At 62.8% G+C, this 19479-nt stretch carries 16 protein-coding genes and 1 tRNA gene; 5 read left to right on the plus strand and 12 right to left on the minus strand.

Going from position 1 to position 19479, the window contains the following annotated elements; all coding sequences use genetic code 11:
* Positions 1-45 precede the first annotated feature (45 nt).
* A complete protein-coding gene (locus ACE3PP_RS16525; RefSeq protein ID WP_374384291.1) occupies positions 46-1671 on the plus strand; it encodes a GMC family oxidoreductase in 1626 nt (541 codons plus the stop codon).
* A gap of 98 nt (positions 1672-1769) precedes the next feature.
* Here the strand turns inward: ACE3PP_RS16525 and ACE3PP_RS16530 are convergent.
* Positions 1770-1845: transfer RNA gene (locus ACE3PP_RS16530), tRNA-Glu, on the minus strand.
* 204 nt (positions 1846-2049) lie between these two features.
* On the opposite strand from ACE3PP_RS16530, the gene ACE3PP_RS16535 reads away from it, so the two are divergent.
* The gene (locus ACE3PP_RS16535) at positions 2050-2400 is read left to right on the plus strand and encodes a RidA family protein (RefSeq protein ID WP_374384293.1); all 351 of its coding nucleotides are present in this window, start codon (positions 2050-2052) and stop codon (positions 2398-2400) included.
* 35 nt (positions 2401-2435) lie between these two features.
* Here the strand turns inward: ACE3PP_RS16535 and ACE3PP_RS16540 are convergent, their stop codons facing one another.
* The 11 genes from ACE3PP_RS16540 to ACE3PP_RS16590 form a co-directional block, all read right to left on the minus strand.
* Positions 2436-2720 carry a DUF3325 family protein gene (locus tag ACE3PP_RS16540; RefSeq protein ID WP_374384295.1) on the minus strand — a complete coding sequence of 95 codons (285 nt, stop codon included), beginning with the start codon at positions 2718-2720 and terminating at the stop codon, positions 2436-2438.
* Positions 2717-4213 (minus strand): PepSY-associated TM helix domain-containing protein, encoded by a 1497-nt coding sequence (locus ACE3PP_RS16545; protein WP_374384297.1) that lies wholly within the window; start codon positions 4211-4213, stop codon positions 2717-2719. The genes ACE3PP_RS16540 and ACE3PP_RS16545 overlap by 4 nt, the downstream gene beginning before the upstream one ends.
* Positions 4210-4467 (minus strand): DUF3649 domain-containing protein, encoded by a 258-nt coding sequence (locus ACE3PP_RS16550; protein WP_374384299.1) that lies wholly within the window; start codon positions 4465-4467, stop codon positions 4210-4212. Before ACE3PP_RS16550 ends, ACE3PP_RS16545 begins: the two co-directional genes overlap by 4 nt.
* Before the next feature lie 2 nt (positions 4468-4469).
* The gene (locus tag ACE3PP_RS16555) at positions 4470-6926 is read right to left on the minus strand and encodes a TonB-dependent siderophore receptor (protein ID WP_374384301.1); all 2457 of its coding nucleotides are present in this window, start codon (positions 6924-6926) and stop codon (positions 4470-4472) included.
* A gap of 124 nt (positions 6927-7050) precedes the next feature.
* Positions 7051-7989: a FecR domain-containing protein gene (locus ACE3PP_RS16560; protein WP_374384303.1), complete on the minus strand. Its 939-nt coding sequence runs from the start codon at positions 7987-7989 to the stop codon at positions 7051-7053.
* A gap of 136 nt (positions 7990-8125) precedes the next feature.
* Positions 8126-8644 carry an RNA polymerase sigma factor gene (locus tag ACE3PP_RS16565; RefSeq protein WP_374384305.1) on the minus strand — a complete coding sequence of 173 codons (519 nt, stop codon included), beginning with the start codon at positions 8642-8644 and terminating at the stop codon, positions 8126-8128.
* Positions 8645-8759: 115 nt separating this feature from the next.
* Positions 8760-10049: an NAD(P)/FAD-dependent oxidoreductase gene (locus ACE3PP_RS16570; protein ID WP_374384306.1), complete on the minus strand. Its 1290-nt coding sequence runs from the start codon at positions 10047-10049 to the stop codon at positions 8760-8762.
* 6 nt (positions 10050-10055) lie between these two features.
* A complete protein-coding gene (locus ACE3PP_RS16575; RefSeq protein WP_374384307.1) occupies positions 10056-11873 on the minus strand; it encodes an ABC-F family ATP-binding cassette domain-containing protein in 1818 nt (605 codons plus the stop codon).
* A 40-nt stretch (positions 11874-11913) separates the two neighbouring features.
* Positions 11914-12741, minus strand: a complete 828-nt coding sequence (locus tag ACE3PP_RS16580) for a TerB family tellurite resistance protein (RefSeq protein WP_374384308.1) — start codon at positions 12739-12741, stop codon at positions 11914-11916.
* Positions 12742-12913: 172 nt separating this feature from the next.
* Positions 12914-14548 (minus strand): GMC family oxidoreductase, encoded by a 1635-nt coding sequence (locus ACE3PP_RS16585; RefSeq protein WP_374384309.1) that lies wholly within the window; start codon positions 14546-14548, stop codon positions 12914-12916.
* A complete protein-coding gene (locus tag ACE3PP_RS16590) occupies positions 14538-15494 on the minus strand; it encodes a LysR family transcriptional regulator (protein WP_374384310.1) in 957 nt (318 codons plus the stop codon). The genes ACE3PP_RS16585 and ACE3PP_RS16590 overlap by 11 nt, the downstream gene beginning before the upstream one ends.
* A 175-nt stretch (positions 15495-15669) precedes the next feature.
* On the opposite strand from ACE3PP_RS16590, the gene ACE3PP_RS16595 reads away from it, so the two are divergent.
* The 3 genes from ACE3PP_RS16595 (at position 15670) to ACE3PP_RS16605 (ending at position 19457) form a co-directional block, all read left to right on the plus strand.
* Complete coding sequence (locus ACE3PP_RS16595; protein ID WP_374384311.1) at positions 15670-17253, plus strand: ABC transporter substrate-binding protein; 1584 nt, start codon at positions 15670-15672, stop codon at positions 17251-17253.
* 79 nt (positions 17254-17332) lie between these two features.
* Positions 17333-18526, plus strand: coding sequence for a mandelate racemase/muconate lactonizing enzyme family protein (locus ACE3PP_RS16600; RefSeq protein ID WP_374384312.1), 1194 nt, complete (start codon positions 17333-17335; stop codon positions 18524-18526).
* Positions 18527-18548: 22 nt separating this feature from the next.
* On the plus strand, positions 18549-19457 hold the full coding sequence (locus ACE3PP_RS16605) for an NAD(P)-dependent oxidoreductase (protein ID WP_374384314.1): 909 nt from the start codon (positions 18549-18551) through the stop codon (positions 19455-19457).
* Positions 19458-19479: the final 22 nt, after the last annotated feature.

Genomic DNA, 19479 nt, shown 5'->3' on the forward strand with positions numbered 1-19479 from the left:
CGACCCGCGCAGCACCAAGGCCGGGCAACATACGGGATGGCAATCGTGGCGCGGGATGTGGAGTACGATTATATCATCGTCGGCGCCGGCTCGGCCGGCTGCGTGCTCGCCAATCGGCTGAGTGAAGAGAGCGGCATTTCCGTTCTGATCCTTGAGGCTGGCGACTGGGACCGCGACCCCTGGATCCACATTCCCCTGGGCTGGGGAAAGATTCTGCAAAAGCGCCTGCACGACTGGATGTATTTCTGCGAACCGGAACCGAGTGTCGAAGGCCGCGCGGTCGAATGCGCGCGCGGCAAAGTCGTCGGCGGTTGCTCCTCCACCAATGCGATGGCGTATGTGCGCGGCAACCGGGGCGATTTCGATCGCTGGGCGGCGAGTGGGTTGCGGGATTGGTCGTTTGATTCCGTGCTCCCCTATTTCAGACGGCAAGAAACCTGGGAAGGCGGCGCCGACGCTTTTCGCGGCGGCGATGGCCCACTCGGAACGCAATTCTGTCACTATCAGGATCCGCTGCTCGATGGCTTCGCCGAGGCCGGTCGGCGCGCCGGCCATACTTGGACGGAAGATTACAACGGCGCCACCCAGGAAGGCTTCGGGCGGCTGCAGATGACCATTCGCAACGGTCGGCGCTCCAGCTGCGCCACCGCCTATTTGAAGCCCGCGCGACAGCGCGGCAATCTGTCGATCGAAGTGCGCGCCCTCACCACGCGCCTGGTCATGGACGGCACGCGCGCCGTCGGGGTCGAATATGTACAGGACGGCATCACGCGCACCGCACGTGCTGGTCGCGAGGTCATTTTGGCGGGCGGCGTCATCAACACGCCGCAGCTCCTCAATCTCTCAGGGATCGGCGATCCCGTGGAGCTGGGCCGCCACGACATCCCGGTCCGGCTTGCATTGCCGGGCGTCGGCAAGAACCTGCAGGACCATGTTTCTGTCATCCTGATGTATCACCGCAAGGATCCGGGCCCCTTCCTGCCGATGATGCGCTACGATCGCATCGCCAAGGAATTGGGAAAGGCCTATTTTCTCGGCAAGGGCTTCGCAGCCGACGTACCCGGTGGCATTACGGCTTTCCTCAAGAGCAGCGAAGACGTTCCGCTGCCCGACCTCCAATTCCTGCTGACGGCCGCGCCGCTTGGCGCCTATCCCTACATGAAGCCGTTCAAGCAACCCTTCAAGGACGGCTTCGCCTGCCGCATCGTCATGCTGCATCCGGAAAGCCGCGGCATGGTTGCCTTGCAGTCGCGCGATCCGAGTGCACACCCCCGCATCCTGCAACGCTTCATGTCGACACCGAATGATTGGAAGGTGCTCCGTGCCGGCGTGCGCCAAGCGCGCGAAGTGGCGGCCCAGCCATCGATGCAGCGGTTCATCGAGCGCGAATTCTTCCCCGGCAACGACAAGAATGGGGACGAAGACATCGACACCCATATCCGCAAGACATCGATCACCGTGCACCATCCCCTGGGAACCTGCCGGATGGGCGATGCGAACGATGACATGGCGGTTGTCGATCCAACCTTGCGCGTTCGGGGTGCCGAGGGCCTGCGCGTGGTCGATGCGTCGGTCATGCCCGACATGATCACCGGCAATATCAATGCCGCCGTGGTGATGATCGCCGAGCGGGCCTCGGATATCATCCGCGCAACGCATTCAGCCGGCTGAACAAATCGGCCGGCGACGGCTGCGGAAATCTTTCGGGGATATGGGCGCTGGAACGAGCCGGCCTGGATGAAACCGGATTTTTCGGCTTCGTGGCGATTTGGCGTCCCCAACGGGATTCGAACCCGTGTCTTCACCGTGAAAGGGTGATGTCCTAGGCCCCTAGACGATGGGGACGTCTGGGCTGTGCGGGGGCCTTTTAACCGCTCGATTGGCGGATTGCAACGGTCGAATGACCTCGCCGCCACTCTATTCTTTAACGCCCCTTTGCGCGCCACCGCCTGATCGGCATAATGCGCCGCCCGGCCGGGCCCGAAAGCCTTGCGCTGAATTCGGTCCTGGCCTGAATTTCTTCCATTTTTCAATACATTAGAGGTCTACATGTCACTGAAGCGTCTGGGCGATCCGTCGGTCATCAGCGATGCCGTTATCCATAACAACGTCGTCTATCTGGCCGGCCAGGTGGCGGAGGAGCCGGTTTCGGCTTCCGTCTACGAGCAGACCAAGAACATCCTGGCCCAGATCGACGCCCTTCTGAAGGAAGCCGGCACCGACAAGACCAAGCTCATCAAGACCAACATCTGGCTCTCCGACATCTCCACGTTCCAGGACATGAACAAGGCCTGGAAGGAATGGGTCGTGAAGGGCGAAGCCCCGGCCCGCGCCACGGTCGAGGCGAAGCTCGCCGACCCGAAGTGGAAGGTCGAGATCATGGTGACCGCGGCGATCTAACGCTCGAAATCTCGTGCCTTTGAGCGCCCGCGCCGTTACTGGTGCGGGCGTTTTCTTTTCACGCCGCTGCGCCAGGTCATCAACAGCGCGGCCGCCAGGGCGCCAATCGTCAGCAGACCGAACCAGGCGACCCAGGCAATCTTGGCCGGCCAGACCATCAGGCATAGTCCCAGCGACAGCGCCAGTAGGATGCCGCCCGTGGCCCGCATCAGCCGGCGCAAGGGTGACGTCAGCGCCGGGAGAAGCCCCGCATGCCGCTGCATCGCGCAGTCAATGAGCGAGAAGCCCATAGCAGCCATTGTGGCGGCCAGCATGCTCATCGGCGGCCCACCTTGCGCGCAACGAGAGCCAGAAAGGCAGCGCTCGCCAGCAGCGCGAAATCGACGCCGGCGCGTGCCCAATCGTCCGCCCCGATCGCGCTGACGAGGCCGTGCGATGTGCGGGTCGCGTGCAGGAGCGGCAAGGCCAGATAGAGAAGTGCCGCAGCACCGAATTGCTCGCGCCAGGCCGATCCCGCCGGTCGCAGAAAGGCATGGCCCTGTGCCACCGCCCAGACGGCGAAGAAGACCTGCGCCTCCGTGTCGGCACGGTTTTCCCAAGCGATTGGCAAGATCTGGTTGGCGGCAAAGAAGGCACCGATCGCGAGCGGCAAGCCGGCAATCGTCGCAATGTTGAGGCCCTCGACAAGCCGCAAACCCTTGCCGCCGCGCGCCGCGCGCTTACGCGTCCACAGGATGAGGCCGGTCGCGACCATGCCCGTCCCGGCCATGCCGGAGAGAAAGAAGATCCAGCGCAAGGTCGGATCGGCAAAGCGCGCGATATGGAGCCCGTAGAGGGCATAGAAGGTGCCGGCGGCGGCATTGAGGTTCCGATCGTCGTTGAGAATATTGCCGCTGACGCCATCGATCACCACACGGTTGCGGGCGTGAGAAATATGATTGGCGTCGTTGGCGATCATGACGATGCGCGCATCTGCACGGCCGGGACGCGTAACTTCGATGCGACCGACGCGAGGGCGATAGTCATCCTCCACCCACATCTTCTCGACCCTGGCGACGATCGGTCCTAGCGGCAGAAGCGCCGCCGCTCTGGCGTCTGTCACCGGCGCCGGGTCACCGAGAAGCGCTGTCTCGAAAGCACGCACGTCGCCGCCATAGTGACGTTCGATTCCCCAAGGCAGATATAGAAACATAAAGATGACGAGACCCGAATACGTGATCATCAGGTGATAGGGCAGTGCCAGGACGCCCAGCGCGTTATGGCCGTCGAGCCAGGCGCGCTGTGGCTTCGCCCAGGGGCGGAAGGTGAAGAAATCGGCAAAGATGCGGCGATGCGTGATGACTCCGCTGACGATGGCCACCAGCATGGCCATCGTGGCAATACCGACCAGCAGACGCCCCCAGATGCTTGGCATTTGCAGGTCGAAATGGAAGTAGTAGAGAAAATCACCGCCATAGGTGTCGCGCGGATGCCAGGGCTCGCCGTTGGCGGGATCTACCATTTCGTGCTGAAAGGTCGGTGGCGTCGCCTGCCAGATAAAGAGATGTGCCGCCGGATCGCGGGCATCCGGCAATTCAATCATCCAGCGATCCGCATGGGGGCCGATTGCCTGTAGGCGCCCCTCGGCCAGACTGGACGCCACGTCACTTGGAACCTCGCTCGGCACCGGCAATTCTGGGCGCATCCAGAGCGAGATCTCCTGCCGGAAATAGCTGATCGTGCCGGTGAGAAAGATCGCAAAAAGCAGCCAGCCGAAGATGAGGCCGGCCCAATTGTGCAGCCAAGCCATGGAGGCACGGAAACCAGCCTTCATGAGACGCCGCTGACCAGTACGACCAGGACTATCGTGGGCAGCAGGATGCCGGCCCAGGCGCGCCAGGCGGAATGAACAGCAAAGGCCCAGAGGATCGCGCCGCAACAGAATGCGAAGCTGAGCATCATGGCGACGGCGACAGCCTCAGCCTTCGGCAATGGCAACACGGTAGGCAGACCGATCACGATGGCTGTCGCCAGACCGTACCCACCCAGAACAGCTGCCAAGATGCGTGCGGCTATATCCAGCCGCATCTTCACCATGTGTATTTTACCGTGCCGATGATGGTGCGACCGGCGCCATAGAAGCAGCGATCAATGCCGATGCAGGAGGCCACATACTTGTTGTCGGCGATGTTGCTGGCATTGAGCTGCGCGATCCAGCCATCGAGTGAAGGGCTGAGCTCGCCGAAATCGTAGCGGACGGCCGCGTCGAACAGCAGATAATCGGGAACCTTGTAACTGTTGGCATCATCGCCATAGGTCTCACCGACATAGCGCGCACCGGCACCAAGGCCTAGTCCGGCAAAATCACCTTCTTGGAAAGTGTAGTTGACCCAGACCGAACCCGCATGCGTGGGAATGGCAGCCTTCTGCTTGCCCTCGACATCGTGGTCGTCGCCGTCGATGCCGGTTGCCGTGTCGCCGCTTTTGAGGATTTCGGTATCGAGGTAGGTATAGGCGAAGGTGGCATCGAGGCCCTCGGCAAGGCTCGCCTTCGCTTCCAGTTCGATGCCGCGTGACCCGATCTCCCCGGTCTGGGTCGATACGCTCGGATTCACCGGATCTGCCGTCACCACATTCTGTCGTTTGATGTCGAAGGCCGAAAGCGTGATGAAGCTGTCATAGCCGGGGGGTTGGTATTTGATACCGACTTCGAACTGCTGGCCGGTGGTGGGCTTGAACGGCTTGCCGTCCTGGTCAGTGCCGATCTCCGGCTCGAAGGATTCCGAATAGCTGAAGTAAGGCGAGAAGCCGCTCTCAAAAGCGTAGAGCACGCCGGCCCGCCAAGTGAAGGCGTCATCGGTCTGCTTCGTCGTTTCGTCCGTAATTCGGTTGGTCAATTCGCCCGACGTCCAATCCTGACGCCCACCGAATGTCAGAATGAGATCATCCCATTTGAATTGTTCTTGAGCATAGAGGCCCAGCTGTTTGCTGAGCTGCGCCTGGCTGCGCCAAGGCGCCACCGTGTTGGCAAAGTTGTCGTTATCTGGATCGAAGACATCGAGATCGGTCCAGGCGCCGAGTTCGCGCTTGGTGTCATTGTCGAGTATCTGGCCATCGACACCCAGCAGAAAGGTATGCTCCACCGGACCAGTTTCGAATTTGGCTTCCAGCTGGTTATCAAGCGTCCAGTCGTTGGAATGCTCCACCATGCCGAATGCGTAGCGGCTGCCGTTGATCAAATCGGCGTCCAGTCTCTGGATGTAGACACCCTTGAAGTCGAGCCGGTTATGATTGTAGCGAAAATTCTGGCGAACGGTGAATGTATCGTCGAAGGCATGCTCGGCCAGATAGCCGATGGCGTAGGAATCACGATCCCATTCCTGATAATTCGTGTCACCGGTGTAAAGGCTGCTCGAGATATCGCCGTAAGGATTATCGAGCACCGTACCGCGTGTCGGCAACCAGTTGAGTGGCGACGAGTCAAAATCATCCTTCTGCATGCGCGCGAGCATGGTAATGCTGGTGTCTTCATTGGGCCGCCACGTCAGCGCCGGTGCCAGGGCATAGCGTCGGCGATCCGAAAAATCGACCTCGGTATCGTTGTCCCATCCCGTCGCCGTCAGGCGATAGAGGAATTCTTTATCCCCGTCCACGGCGCCACTGACATCGAGAATGCCCTGGAAGAGGTCATTGCTGCCGGCCTGAAAACCGATTTCGCCCTGAAAATCCTCGGTCGGACGCTTGCTGACCATGTTGAAGATGCCGCCAGGCGTCGACTGGCCGTAAAGTACCGAGGCTGGCCCTTTCAACACTTCGACACGCTCGAAGAAATAAGGATCAAAGGCGGACGTCACATAGCCGGTGCCGGCCAGCTTGAGACCGTCGATATATTCGTTGCTGGAGGGGCCTGTCGTACCGTCGCCACCAAATCCACGAATCGCCACGGTATCGCCGCCGATCGCACCGGATGTGCCGTGACCGCCACTGATCAGGCCTGACGTGTAGGCGAGTGCTTGCGACATATCGGTCACATTGCGCGCCTCCATCTCGTCACGCGTGACGACCGAGATCGATTGCGGGGTTTCAATGAGCGGCGTGTCCGTCTTGGTGCCGGTGGTGCTTTGCTTGGCGACGTAACCATCGACCGGACCCCAGGCAGTTTCGGTTTCGGCTGTATCCTGGACGTCGAGCGGCGCCAGCTCAGTGCTGTCGCCCGGGACGAGGTCGAGGGTCACGGCATTGGTTCCGGACACACGGTAGTCGAACGCGGTGCCCGCTAAGACTGCCCGCAAGGCCGCCTCGGTGGTCAACACCCCGCTGGCGCCAGCGCTGTTGATTCCGCTGATCTTGGCCGCGTCGAAGACAATCTGCAGACCCGTCTGTGCCGCGAGTTGATTGAGCGCCGATGCCAGTGTCTGCGGTGCGATGTCAATTTTGTGAGTCTGCGACAGAAGCGGCGGCGTGCTTTGCGCCCATGCCATGTCCGCTACCGTACCAATCAGCAGGCATGAAGACAGCAGCAGTGCGCGCAGGTTCTTTCTCGGCATTCCATCCCCCAAATTCCAACGGGACCCGGATGCCGACGCGGCAGTCCAGATATCGCCCCCGATATCGAAGACACACAGCGAGCGCTCTTGAGGACGTACAGTTCGAAAATAGTTTGAGTTGGGCTCAGCCGTGCAGGACGACGAGCAGCGAACCGATGCCGGAATACTCGATGCCTAGACTGCGGCAGAGCAGTTCGATGGCGGCAACGGGGTCGCGGGTATCGAATGTGCCGCCGATGCGACGCGCCTTCAGATCGTCACCCAGGATGACGATGCGGGTATTGGTATGACGCTGCAACCGTTCGACGACCGAGGCCAGGCTTTCATCCTCGATCACGATCTTGCCGGACCGCCAGTCTAGTCCGTTGATGTCGATGCGGCGGGTCTCGCCGATGGTGCCGTTTTTGTCGAAGCGCAGGCTTTCGCCGGCCCGCACAATGACCTGGGTATCATTTGGTGTTTCGACGCGCACCGCGTGTACCAGCACTTTGACTTCCGCCGCACCACCAGCCCCTTCCGCAGGATCGCTGAGCCTGACATCGAACTCGGTGCCCAGGGCCGTTGCGGCGCCACCGGCCGCTTCGACGATGAAGGGTCGGGCCGGATCCTTGGTGACCGTGAAATAGGCTTCGCCCCGCAGCAAGCGCACCACGCGCTGCTTCGCGCTGAAGGTGAAGGCGACCGCAGAACCGGCATTCAGTTGCAGCAATGAACCGTCGGCCAATGTCACGGCCGGCAGCGCTTCGGTCCCGGATCGCAGATCGGCCAGCAGCCGCATCGGGCCGTCGAACAACAGAAAGAGCGCCAATGACGCCGCAACGGCGGCACCCATCGGTAACCAGGCGCGTAGCCGGGGCATCTTCGCGGATAGCGTCGGAACGTCTTCCAGGGCGGCAAATGCCTGCGGCGCCAATTGCAGAACGGCCTGCGCCCGCGCCAAGGCCGCGGCGTGCCGCTCGTCGCCGGCCAGCCAGGCATCGAGAGTCTGGCGATCTTGGGCGGAGAAATCGGGTGCCTGCATGCGCAATAGCCAATCGGCCGCTTCCGCGTTCAGCGCCTTCATATCTTGCCTGCTGGCTCGTGCGCGCACGGGCGATCCTTAATTCTGGTCTGCCGACGTTGTCGGGAGCTTCTATCTGAAAGACACGCCAGCGTCACTTTTGGGGACGTATCCTGCGCAGCAGTCTCGCCTGAAAGTGTCATTGCAGGTCGTCCTGCCCCAAATCCGGCATGCGTTCGAGGCAACGCGCAATCGCAAGGCGCAAATGCCGCTCCACCATGTTGCGGCTGATACCGAGCCGTTCGGCAATTTCCGGCGGACTTAGATGATGCAAGGCATGAAGGCGAAAAGCTTCGCGCTGGCGCGGCGGTAGCTCTGCGATCGCCTGGGTGAGCGCCGTCAATTGGGCCCGGCCGTCAAAAATCCGGTCCTGGAGCGGCGCCCGGTCGGCCACGAGGGCCAGTTCCACCTCGGGATTGGCCGCCATTGGCAGCACGCGCTGATGACGCCGCTGGTTGACGGCGAGATTGGCGGCCGTGCGGAACAGATAGGCGCGCGGATCCGCGATCGGCGCCCGGGGCTTAGCCTGCATGACCCTCAGGAAGGCTTCCTGGGCGATATCCGCCGCCAAATCGGGACTGGTGACCCGACGCTGGAGGAATCGGGTCAAGTCCTTCGCATAGCGGCGAAACAGGGCATTGAAATCCTCGACGCGCATAGCCCTTCCGGTGCATCCCCGGGCGGCCGGAAATGCGCCACCCGGCTAGGGCTATATCGCAATTAAGAATTAGTCGCAACAACCCTCTTGCCCGCGCTATCGTTTATGGGTGGCTTTAACGACCGTTATGCCGCTCGCGCCAGGCATCCATCGCCTGATAGGCCCAATAGGTAAGCTGCGCCGCGGCACGGCCGATATGCCCGCCTGCCCAGTCGAGGCCGAAGGGTTCATAGAGGCGGATGCGATCGCCCTCGCCGCTGATCGCCTGCGCCACGACCCGGCCGGCGATCGCCGTCGTGTTCATGCCGTGGCCGCCGAAGCCTGTGGCATGCCACAGCCCTGCGTCGAGCCGTCCGATCTGCGGCATCAAATGCCGTGCATAGGACATGAGCCCGGACCAGGCGAGGTCGACCTTCACCTCTCCAAGCTGCGGATAGGTCCCGACCATCTGCCGCCGCAGCAGGGTGGCGAGATCGGCGGGGTCGGCGACCCGCGTGGTGATGCGTCCGCCCCACAGGATCCGGTCGCCATCCACGACACGGTAATAGTCGCCGGCACGCCGGTCGTCGGCGATCGCAGCCTCGGTGCGGATCGCTTCTTTAAGGAGCGGCCCCAGTTTTTCTGTGAGCAAGACATAGGTGGCGATGGGGAGATAAGCACGCCGGAGGCGCCGCTCCAGCCCGTCGGTATAGCCGCCGCCACAATGGACGATGTGCCGTGCCGTCACCCTGGCGCCCGGCACCTGGGCGATGTGCTTGCCGCCGATGCTCTCAATGCCGATGACCGGCGTCCCTTCCGCCACGATGCCGCCCAGCCGCGCGATCTCCGCGGCAAGGCCCAGCGCATAGTTCAGCGGGTGGAAATGGAAGCCGCTCTCTTCATAGAGGCCCTGGTGATAGACGGGGCTTGCGGTCAGCGCCTGCACCTCCTCGCGCGCGAGATAGCGCATCTCCTCGCCGAAGCGCCGCGCCATCTCGTCGCGATAGGCTTTGATACCGTCGCCGCCGTCATAGCGGATGACGCGGAGGATGCCCGGTGTCGGATCGACGCCCTTGATGTCGAGCGCCGAGATATTGTCGCGCACCATCTCGACGCCTTCCATCGACAGGCGATAGAGCGCGTCCGCGTCTGCGGCATTCACGCGACGGCGGATGGTCTCCAGCCCCGTCGCATAGCCGGCGGTGACGAAGCCGCCATTGCGCCCCGAGGCGCCCCAGGCGATGCGATGCCGTTCGAGGAGTGCCACCTTCAGCCCCCGCCGCGCGCATTCGAGCGCCGTGGAGAGGCCGGCCAGGCCACCGCCGACCACCGCCACATCGACCGCGACATCGCGTGCGAGCACCGGATAGGGCTGGTTTGCAACCAGCGAGCGGCGGTAATAGGTGTCGATATAATCCGCCGCCATTTGGCCTCACCCTTCCAGGCTGCTGCGCCGGTCCTCAAGCTCCAGCCATTTGAGCTCGGTCGCTTCCAGCTCCTGCTTCTTGGCCGAGAGCAGCGCCGACGCTTTCTCGAACTTCGCCGGATCGCGCGCATAGAGATTGGGATCGGCCAGCGCCGTCTCGATCGTCTTCACCTCGGCTTCCAAGGTCGTCATGCGGTCCGCCGCCTGGTCGAGGGCCCGCTGATCCTTCGACGACCAGCGCTCGGCCTCGACCTTCGCGGCGGGCTTCGCTGCCGGCGCCTTGGGCTTCAGCGCCTCGGCATGGCGCTCGGCCACTTTGCGCTGGTCGAGATAATCGGAATAGCCGCCCGGATATTCCTCCACCACCCCATCGCCCTCGACCGCGATGATCGAGGTCGCCAGCCGGTCGAGGAAGTCGCGGTCATGGCTGACCACGATCACCGTCCCGTCGAAATCGCCAAGCACCTCCTGGAGGAGGTCCAACGTATCCATGTCGAGATCGTTGGTCGGTTCGTCGAGGATGATGAGATTGGCCGGCTGCGCGAAGAGCTTGGCGAGCAGCAACCGCGCCCGCTCGCCACCCGAGAGGGCGCGGACCGGCATCGTTGCCTGCTTCTCGTCGAAAAGGAAGTCACGCAGGTAGGCGACCACGTGCCGCGAGCGCCCTTGCGCGATGATGCTGTCGCCGCCACCCGGCGCCAATGTCTGCCACAGGCTCTTGTCGAGGTCGAAACTCTCGCGCTTCTGGTCGAGATAGAGCCGGGTCACATTGGTGCCGAGGCGAATGTTGCCCGTGTCCGGGGCCAGATCGCCCGTCAGCATCTTGATGAGCGTCGTCTTGCCGGCGCCGTTCGGGCCGATAATGCCGATGCGGTCGCCGCGCTGGATGCGGGTCGAGAAATCCTTGGCGATGAGGCGCTGGGTGCCGTCGGTGCGCGTGAAGCTCTTGCCGATCTTCTCCGCCTCGATGACCAACTGCCCGCCCTGCACCGCCTCGCCGAGTTCGAGCTTGGCACGGCCGATGGCACGCAGCGCCTCGGCGCGTTGCTTGCGCAGCGCCATGAGGCCGCGCCGGCGCCCTTCATTGCGCGCACGCCGCGCGGTCACACCGCGCGCCATCCAATATTCTTCCTGCTCGATCCGCTTTTCGAGGCGCCGCGCCTCGGCCGCTTCCTGGGCGATGATCCCCGCCGACCATTCCTCGAAACCGGCGAAATTCCCGTCCATCTCGAACATGCGGCCGCGATCGAGCCACAGCACGCGTTTCGAGAGCGCGTTGAGGAAGGTGCGGTCATGGCTGATCATCAGGATGCCGCCACCGAACTGCGCCAACTCCTGTTCCAGCCATTCGATGGTAGGGAGATCGAGATGGTTGGTGGGCTCGTCGAGGAGCAGGATTTCCGGCTCTGCCACCAGCGCCCGCGCCATCGCTGCGCGGCGCCCCTCGCCGCCCGACAAGGTCGCCGTATCGCGTCCCGGCGCAAGGTCCAAATGATCGAGCACCCGGGCGATGCGGTAATCGTCGATCTCCGCCCCGGGGAGCGCCGCGGCCACGAAATCCGCCACCGTCCCGCCACCGGAGAGATCCGGATTTTGCATCAGATAGCCGATGCGGGTGCCCGGCTGCAGGAACCGCACCCCGCCATCAAGTTCGATCGCCCCCGCCAACGCCTTGAGAATGGTCGATTTTCCCGACCCGTTGGCCCCAACCAAGGCAACGCGTTCACCCTTCCCCAGGGTCAGCGTGATGCCGGAAAAAAGCGGTTTGCCGCCGAAAGTGACGGCGGCATCGCGAAGGGCAACGAGCGGTGGGGCGGGGGGCATGTGGGCAGGACACTGTTTGGATCAAAAAGGTCCGGCTGACCTACTTGATGCCGCGTTCCTTGGCAATCCTGTCATAGGCGGCGTTGAGAGTGGCCACTTTCTCATTGGCGAGCGCCACGAACTCGGTGGGCAGGCCCTGCGCCACCAGTTTGTCGGGGTGGTTTTCGCGCATCAGGCGGCGCCATTCGGCCTTGATTTCCTCATCCGTCTGCTCGCGACGCACGCCCAGCACCGTATAAGGGTCAGCCTGGTCCGGCCCGACATTCACCTCGCGCAGGCGCGCAAAATCGGCATCCGAAAAACCGAAGATACGCGCCACTTCGCCGATGAAGGCAATCTCGCTTTCATGCACCTCGCCATCGGCGCGGGCGATGTGGAAGAGCCCGTCGATCAGTTCTTCCAGCACGGGATGCCGTTCGTTGAACATGCTGGCAAGCTGCCGCGCATAGGCATCGAACCCGGCGACATCGCGCTTGGCCTGGTCGAAGACGCGGGCGACGTTGGCCAGCTCTTCCGGCGGCACCTGAAAGACCTGCTTGAAGGCCGCGACTTCCGAACGGGTCACGGTGCCGTCGGCCTTGGCCATTTTGGCGCCCAAGGCAATGACGGCGATGGTAAAGGCAATCTCGCGCGTGGCGCGGCGGTCGTCATGCGCCGCCGGCAGCACATCCTCTTCCAGGGATTTGTCGATGGCGTGGCCGGCCAAGGCGCCAAGCAGCGCGCCGAGCGGACCGCCCAACGCGAAAAACCCGGCCGCCCCGCCGATGATCTTGCCCCAGATGCTCATTTGGCCCGGAAAGACATGGATGTTGCCCTGCCGCGAACCATAACGGGCAAGGTGGTGGATTGCCAGTGTCGCGGGCAGCACTGAGCCCACCCCCACCCCTGTCGGCGCATGCCGACATTCGTCGGCGGACCCTCCCCCTGAAGGGAGAGGGAATCTCACCGAGTTTGCTCAAGCAGCGGTGAGAAACTGGCTGCAGTCCCCTCTCCCTTCAGGGGGAGGGTCAGGGTGGGGGTGCGCGCCAGCGAATCTTCCTTCACCCCCGATTATCCTCGCCCAGGATCAACGCCGCTCCCTTCTCGCCCACCATCATGGTCGGTGCATTGGTGTTGGCGGAGGGAATCGACGGAAAGATCGACGCATCGATGATGCGCAACCCGTCGAGCCCGTGCACCTTTAGGCGCGCGTCGACCACGCTGTCTGCGGCATTGGGTCCCATGCGGCAGGTACCGCTGGGGTGGAAGATCGAATAGGTCGACTCCCGGATATAGGCGGCCAGTTCCGCTTCCGATCGCGCCAAATTTCCAGGCTTCGTCTCGCTGCGGATGATGGCACCGAGCGCCTTGGTGTTGGCAAGGCGCCGCATCAATTGCGCCCCCTCGACCGCTTCCGCGAGATCGTCCGGGTGCGACAGCAGATTGGGCTGGATCTCCGGCGAGACGCCGATCTCGGCGCTCTTCAGCTTCAGATGGCCGCGGCTCTTCGGCCGGCAGGGCGAGATGGAGAGTGAAAAGGCCGGTGTCGAGCGCACGATGATGAGCTGCTTGCTCTCCGGCCCCACCTTCTCATAGGCGAGCGGACAAAAATAAAGCTGGATGTTGGGTCGCGCATGCGCGGGTGACGACCGCACGAAACCACCCGCTTGGTTGAGGCTCTGCGACAAGGGCCCACGCCGCTGCAACGCATAGCGCGCACCAGCGAGGATCCGTCCGCCCCAATTCCCCAGCGACGAATTCAGCGTCGGTACTGTGGCCTCGAAATAATGATCGTAGCAGATGTGATCCATCAAATTGCGACCGACCGCGGGCAGATCGTGCGTGACCGCGATGCCCAGCGCCTTCAACTCCTCGGCCGGCCCGATGCCGGAATGAAGCAGCAGATAAGGCGATCCGATGGCGCCGGCCGCCAGGATCACCTCGCGCTGCGCCCGGACTTCATGCACGGTCCCGTCCAACCGATAGCGCAGCCCCGCAACGTGCCGGCCTTCGACGATAAGACCCAGCACCAGCGCGTTGGTGACGACTTTCAGATTCGGGCGCTTCAGCGCCGGGCGCAGATAGGCCTTTGCCGAGGAATGGCGCTGACCCTTTTTGATATTGACCTGGTAATGCCCCACCCCTTCGGTTTCGGCACCGTTGAGGTCGCTGAGATGCTTGAAGCCCAGCTCCTGCGCCGCCTTGAAGAAGCTTTCGCAAATGGGATGCGTGTCGCGCCCCATCTGCGTCACATGCAGCGGACCGTTGCCGCCATGCAATTCGCTTTCGCCGAAATCATGCTCTTCCATTTGCCGGTAATGGGGCAGCACGTCGCGCCAACCCCAGCCGGGATTACCCGCCTTTTCCCAATCGTCGAAATCCTCCGGCTGGCCACGCGCGAAGACCATGGCGTTGATCGAACCGGATCCGCCCAGCACCTTGCCACGCGGATAATAGACGATGCGGTTGCCCAGCGCCGGCACGGGTGCGCTGTCGAACATCCAATTGACCTTGGGGTCGCGGAAGCTGTGGGCATAGCCGATCGGCACATCGATATCGACGCGGCGGTCGCTGGGTCCCGCTTCGATCAGCAGCACCTTGTGGCGCCCGTTCTCGCTCAGGCGCGCCGCCAGCACGCAGCCGGCCGATCCGCCGCCGACAATGATGAAGTCGGCGCTGTTCAAGTCACTTGCCATGATTTCTCCGTCGACGCCCCGTACCCGCGTGGCTGCGGGGCGGGTTCTCTGATGTGGATGTCGCGGCGGCCTCGGCCGCCAATTCCTGGCGCAGCCAATCGGTGAAGAGCAGCGCCTCGGCTCGCGGCGCTTCCGAATTCTGCGGATTGAGCAGGTAATGCGATTGATCGTGCGGCAGTTCGATCCCCGGCACCCGCTTGACGCGGCCCGTTGCCTCAAAGGCGGCGGCAAAGCGGGAAAGGACCAGCGCCGCACCGTGGCCCGACGCCACGATCTCAAGCGCGGCAAGGCTGGTATCGACCGAAATACCGGCGCCACCCTTGGGCAGTTCCATGCCTTCCGCTTCGAAGAGGTGCAGCCAATCGCTCTCGACCCCCATGATCTGGATCATCTCGTTGCTGCCGATATCGCGCACTGAGCGGATGCGCGAATTCGGGACCGTCACCAACACGATGGGATCGTTGACCAGGATCTGCGCGCTCGATCCCGGCCAATTGCCGTAGCCGAAGCGGATATCGACATCCGCTTTGTCGGCCGGCAGCGCGTCCGCCCAGATCGCCGAGAAGAGGCGCAGCCGGATGCCGGGATGAGCGGTCGCGAAACGGGCGAGGCGCGGTGTCATCCACAGCACCGCAAAGGAAACCGGCACGCGGACATTCAGCACCGTCTCGCCCTCAGGCCCGAAGATGCTCAGGGTCGAAATCGACAGTTCGCTGAAGGCCTGCCGCACCGGCACCAGATAGGCTTTGCCAAGGTCGGTGAGACGCAATCCCCGCGCCAGCCGCTCGAACAGCGGATAGCCCAGTTCCTGCTCCAGCGAGCGCATCTGATGACTGACCGCCGCCGAGGTCAGGCCCAGTTCATCGGCCGCGGCGGCGAAGGATCCCCGCCGGGCCGAAGCCTCGAAGGCGCGCAACCAGGGCAGGGGTGGCAGGCGGTAGGACATGGAGCACTTCAGCGACAAATAAAGTTTGGCCTTAGGGCCATAATACATCGTTTGATTTTTGGTGTTGTCAAGGGCTGCAATGACCGCAGCCGCCCCGACGCCACCCTTCCTGCATAAGGTGGCGATGCGGGCGCGTGCCAATGCAGAAACCGCAAACGCAAGGGAGAAAAGCTTCATGGATATCAAGTCGATGACCAAGCTGGCGGCGAAGGGGAAGATGTCGCGCCGCGATTTCGTGCAACTTGCCATGGCGGCCGGCGTCACTGCCGCCACCGCGCAAACCATGTTCGCCAAGGCGGCGCGCGCCGAACCCAAGAAGGGCGGCCGTTTCCGCATGGCGCTGGGTTCCGGCGCCACCACCGACACGCTCGATCCGGCAACCTTCCCGGACACGTTCAACGGCGTCTATGGCTGGGGCTCGCTCCGTTCCAGCCTCACCGAAGTGTCGCCGGACGGCAAAGTGGTTCCGGATCTTGCCGAGGGCTTCGAAGCCTCGAAGGATGCCAAGACCTGGGTCTTCACCCTGCGCAACGGCACCCAGTTCCATTCCGGCAAGTCGGTCGACGCCGAGGATGTCGTCGCCTCGATCAACCATCACCGCTCGCCGGATTCGAAGTCGGCGGCGAAATCGCTGCTGACCACGGTCACCGACGTGAAGGCCGACGGCAAGAACAAGGTCGTCGTCACCTTGAGCGAAGGCAGCGCCGATTTCCCCTTCGTCATCTCCGACTATCACATGCCGATCATGCCGGCGAAGGACGGCAAGGCCGATTGGCAATCGGGCGACGGCACCGGCCCCTATGTCATGAGCAAGTACCAGCCGGGCGTCAGCGCCGAAGGCAAGCGCTACGCCAATTACCATCGCGAAACCTATTTCGATGAAATCGAAATCCGCGCCATTACCGACGTGGTGGCGCGCAGCAACGCGCTCTCCAGCGGCGATGTCGATTATATCGACCGCGTCGATCTGAAGACCGCCGACCTGATGACGCGCGGCGGCAATATCGACCTTTCTGAAGTCTCCGGCTTTGCCCATTACGTGGCACCCATGAACTGCACGGTGGCGCCCTTCGACAATGTCGATGTGCGGCTGGCCTTGAAATACGCGATCGACCGCGAGGAGATCGTCAAGAAGGTGCTGCGGGGTCACGGGTCGGTCGGCAACGACAATCCGATCGCCTCGGGCGTTCCCTATTTCAAGGAACCGAAGGCCAAGCATGCATTCGACCCCGAAAAGGTGAAGTTCCACCTGAAGAAGGCTGGCCTCACCTCGCTCAAGGTCGATCTCTCGACCTCCGACGCGGCTTTCGCCGGTGCCGTCGACGTCGCCCAGTTGATGGCTGAATCGGCCAAGAAATGCGGCATCGACATCAATGTCATCCGCGAGGCGGGCGACGCCTATTGGGATGCCGTCTGGATGAAGAAGCCCTGGTGCATGTCCTACTGGTCGGGCCGCCCGACCCCGGACCTGATGTTCTCGACTGCCTATGCGGCCGATGCCGCCTGGAACGACAGCTTCTGGAAGAACGACCAGTTCAACAAGCTGCTGGTGGCGGGCCGTGGCGAGCTCGACCAAGCGAAGCGCGCCGAGATCTATGGCGAGATGCAGGATATCGTCGCCGAAGACGGCGGCGTCATCGTGCTCATGTTCTATAATTACATGAACGCATGCGCTAAATCCGTTGCACATCCCGACGTCATCGCTCCAAACTGGGACGTCGACGGCATGAAGATCACCCAGCGCTGGTGGTTTGCCTAAGCGACCCGAATGACCGGTTGCGGGCCGATCGGTTGTGCGGCCCGCAACCGCCCATTCCCCAAGCCAGTCAGACACACCCATGAAAATCGCCGGTCTCAAGACGTTCGTCGTCGGTAATCCGCCGCCCTCCTTCGGCGGCCAGTATTTCATATTCGTGAAGCTCGTGACCGATACCGGCATCGAGGGCCTGGGCGAGGTCTACGGCACCGCCTTCGGGCCGAAGACGATGGTCGCCGCCATCGAGGACATGTATCAGCGCTATGTCGAAGGGATGGACCCCTTCCATATCGAGAAACTGTGGCGCCTCGCCTACGGCTCCGGCTACACGCTCCGCCCCGATGTGACGGCCATGAGCGTCCTCTCGGCGATTGAAATCGCCCTCTGGGACATCAAGGGCAAGGCGACGGGGAAACCCGTCTATGAGCTTCTGGGCGGCGGGGTGCATGAGCGCCTGCGTGCCTACACCTATATCTATCCGGATGTGGCGAAGGGCCAGGATTCATCCATCTATTGGAACCCGGAAGCCTCGGCCGAACGCGCCGCGCATTATGTGAAGATGGGCTTCACCGGCATCAAGTTCGATCCGGCGGCCCCCTACTCTCCTTTCGATCCACGGCAGCCGTCGCTGGAATCGATGGATCTCTGCGAAAAGTTCTGCAAACTGATCCGCGAAGCGGTGGGGTCGAAGGCCGATCTTCTCTTCGGCACACACGGCCAGTTCACCACAGCCGGCGCCATCCGCTTTGCCCAACGGATCGAAAAGTACGAACCCCTCTGGTTCGAGGAGCCGACGCCGCCGGAAAAGCCCGAAGAAATGGCTCTCGTCGCCCGTGGCACCAAGATCCCGATCGCGACCGGCGAGCGCCTTGTCACCAAGTACGAATTCGCCCGCGTGCTCGAACAGCGTGCCGCCTCCATCCTGCAGATGCAGGTCGGCCGCGTCGGCGGCTTGCTCGAGGCCAAGAAGATCACCAGCATGGCCGAAGCCTATTACGCGCAGATCGCCCCCCACCTCTATGCCGGTCCCGTGATCGGCATGGCGAACGTGCATCTGGCGACCGCCAGCCCCAATTTCCTGATCCTCGAGAGCATCGAGACCTGGGGCGGCTTCCACGCCAAGATCCTGAAGAAACCCGTCAGGTGCGAAGACGGCTATGTCATCCCGCCGACCGAACCGGGCCTCGGGATCGAGCTCGACGAGAAGGTCGCCGAGGCGCATCCTTACACGGGCAAGAATCTGCATTTGGAAATGACGAACAAGGTCATTCAGTAGCGAAGCAAAGGGGAGGAACTACATGCGTTACGGTTTCATCGGGCTGGGCCATATCGGCCGTCATCTGGCTTCGAGCCTGCAGCGCGGTGGTTTTCCCCTGATCGTCCACGATATCCGCAAGGAAGCGGCCCAGCCCCTGCTCGATCTCGGCGCCAAATGGGCCGATTGCCCACGCAGCTTGGCCGAACAGGTCGATACCGTCATCACCTGTCTGCCCTCGCCTTCGGCCACCCAGCATGTGCTCGCCGACAAGGACGGTATCCTCGGCGGTCTCGCCGATGGCGGGCATTGGATCGAGATGGGCACGCTGGGGCGCGACGAGATCCTGCGCTTTGCCGAGATGGCCAAGCAACACGGCATCCGCACGATGGAATCGCCCATCACCGGCGGCATTCACCTTGCCGCGAGCGGCGACGTGACGGTGCTGGCGGGCGGCGACAAGGACCTCTTCGAGACGCACCAGCCGGCCCTGGCCAAGATGGGTCGCAAGATATTTCACATGGGGCCGCTGGGTTCCGCCGCCATCATCAAGGTCATCACCAACATGCTGGCCTTCATCCATCTGAAGGCTGTGGGCGAGGCCTTGATGCTCGCCAAGCGTGGCGGGCTTGACTTGGCGCAGGCTTATCACGCCATTGCCGCTTCGTCGGGCAATTCCTTCGTCCACGAGACCGAGGGCCAGCTCATCTTGAACGGCTCCTACGATATCGGCTTCTCGATGGATCTCGCACTCAAGGATCTGGGCTTCGCCTTGACCTTCGGGCGCGAGTTCGGCGTACCGCTCGAGCTCGCCTCGATCACCAACCAGACCTATGTGCTGGCCAAGGCCGCCTATGGCGGCCAAGCGGAATCGCCGATGATCGCCAAGCTGCTCGAAGACATGCTGAAGACCGATCTCCGCGCGCCCGGCTTCCCCGCGAAGCTGCTCTAGTCCAGTGTCGACTCTCAGGGAT

This window comes from Dongia sp. (assembly GCF_041910485.1).
Lineage (GTDB): Bacteria > Pseudomonadota > Alphaproteobacteria > Dongiales > Dongiaceae > Dongia.

Coding starts and splice junctions, on each gene's coding strand:
- ACE3PP_RS16555 (WP_374384301.1), bottom strand. CDS start 6,926: ATGCCGAGAAAGAACCTGCGCGCACTGCTGCTGTCTTCATGCCTGCTG.
- ACE3PP_RS16590 (WP_374384310.1), bottom strand. CDS start 15,494: ATGTCCTACCGCCTGCCACCCCTGCCCTGGTTGCGCGCCTTCGAGGCT.
- ACE3PP_RS16605 (WP_374384314.1), top strand. CDS start 18,549: ATGCGTTACGGTTTCATCGGGCTGGGCCATATCGGCCGTCATCTGGCT.
- ACE3PP_RS16550 (WP_374384299.1), bottom strand. CDS start 4,467: ATGCGGCTGGATATAGCCGCACGCATCTTGGCAGCTGTTCTGGGTGGG.
- ACE3PP_RS16600 (WP_374384312.1), top strand. CDS start 17,333: ATGAAAATCGCCGGTCTCAAGACGTTCGTCGTCGGTAATCCGCCGCCC.
- ACE3PP_RS16575 (WP_374384307.1), bottom strand. CDS start 11,873: ATGCCCCCCGCCCCACCGCTCGTTGCCCTTCGCGATGCCGCCGTCACT.
- ACE3PP_RS16545 (WP_374384297.1), bottom strand. CDS start 4,213: ATGAAGGCTGGTTTCCGTGCCTCCATGGCTTGGCTGCACAATTGGGCC.
- ACE3PP_RS16585 (WP_374384309.1), bottom strand. CDS start 14,548: ATGGCAAGTGACTTGAACAGCGCCGACTTCATCATTGTCGGCGGCGGA.
- ACE3PP_RS16535 (WP_374384293.1), top strand. CDS start 2,050: ATGTCACTGAAGCGTCTGGGCGATCCGTCGGTCATCAGCGATGCCGTT.
- ACE3PP_RS16595 (WP_374384311.1), top strand. CDS start 15,670: ATGGATATCAAGTCGATGACCAAGCTGGCGGCGAAGGGGAAGATGTCG.
- ACE3PP_RS16560 (WP_374384303.1), bottom strand. CDS start 7,989: ATGAAGGCGCTGAACGCGGAAGCGGCCGATTGGCTATTGCGCATGCAG.
- ACE3PP_RS16565 (WP_374384305.1), bottom strand. CDS start 8,644: ATGCGCGTCGAGGATTTCAATGCCCTGTTTCGCCGCTATGCGAAGGAC.
- ACE3PP_RS16570 (WP_374384306.1), bottom strand. CDS start 10,049: ATGGCGGCGGATTATATCGACACCTATTACCGCCGCTCGCTGGTTGCA.
- ACE3PP_RS16540 (WP_374384295.1), bottom strand. CDS start 2,720: ATGAGCATGCTGGCCGCCACAATGGCTGCTATGGGCTTCTCGCTCATT.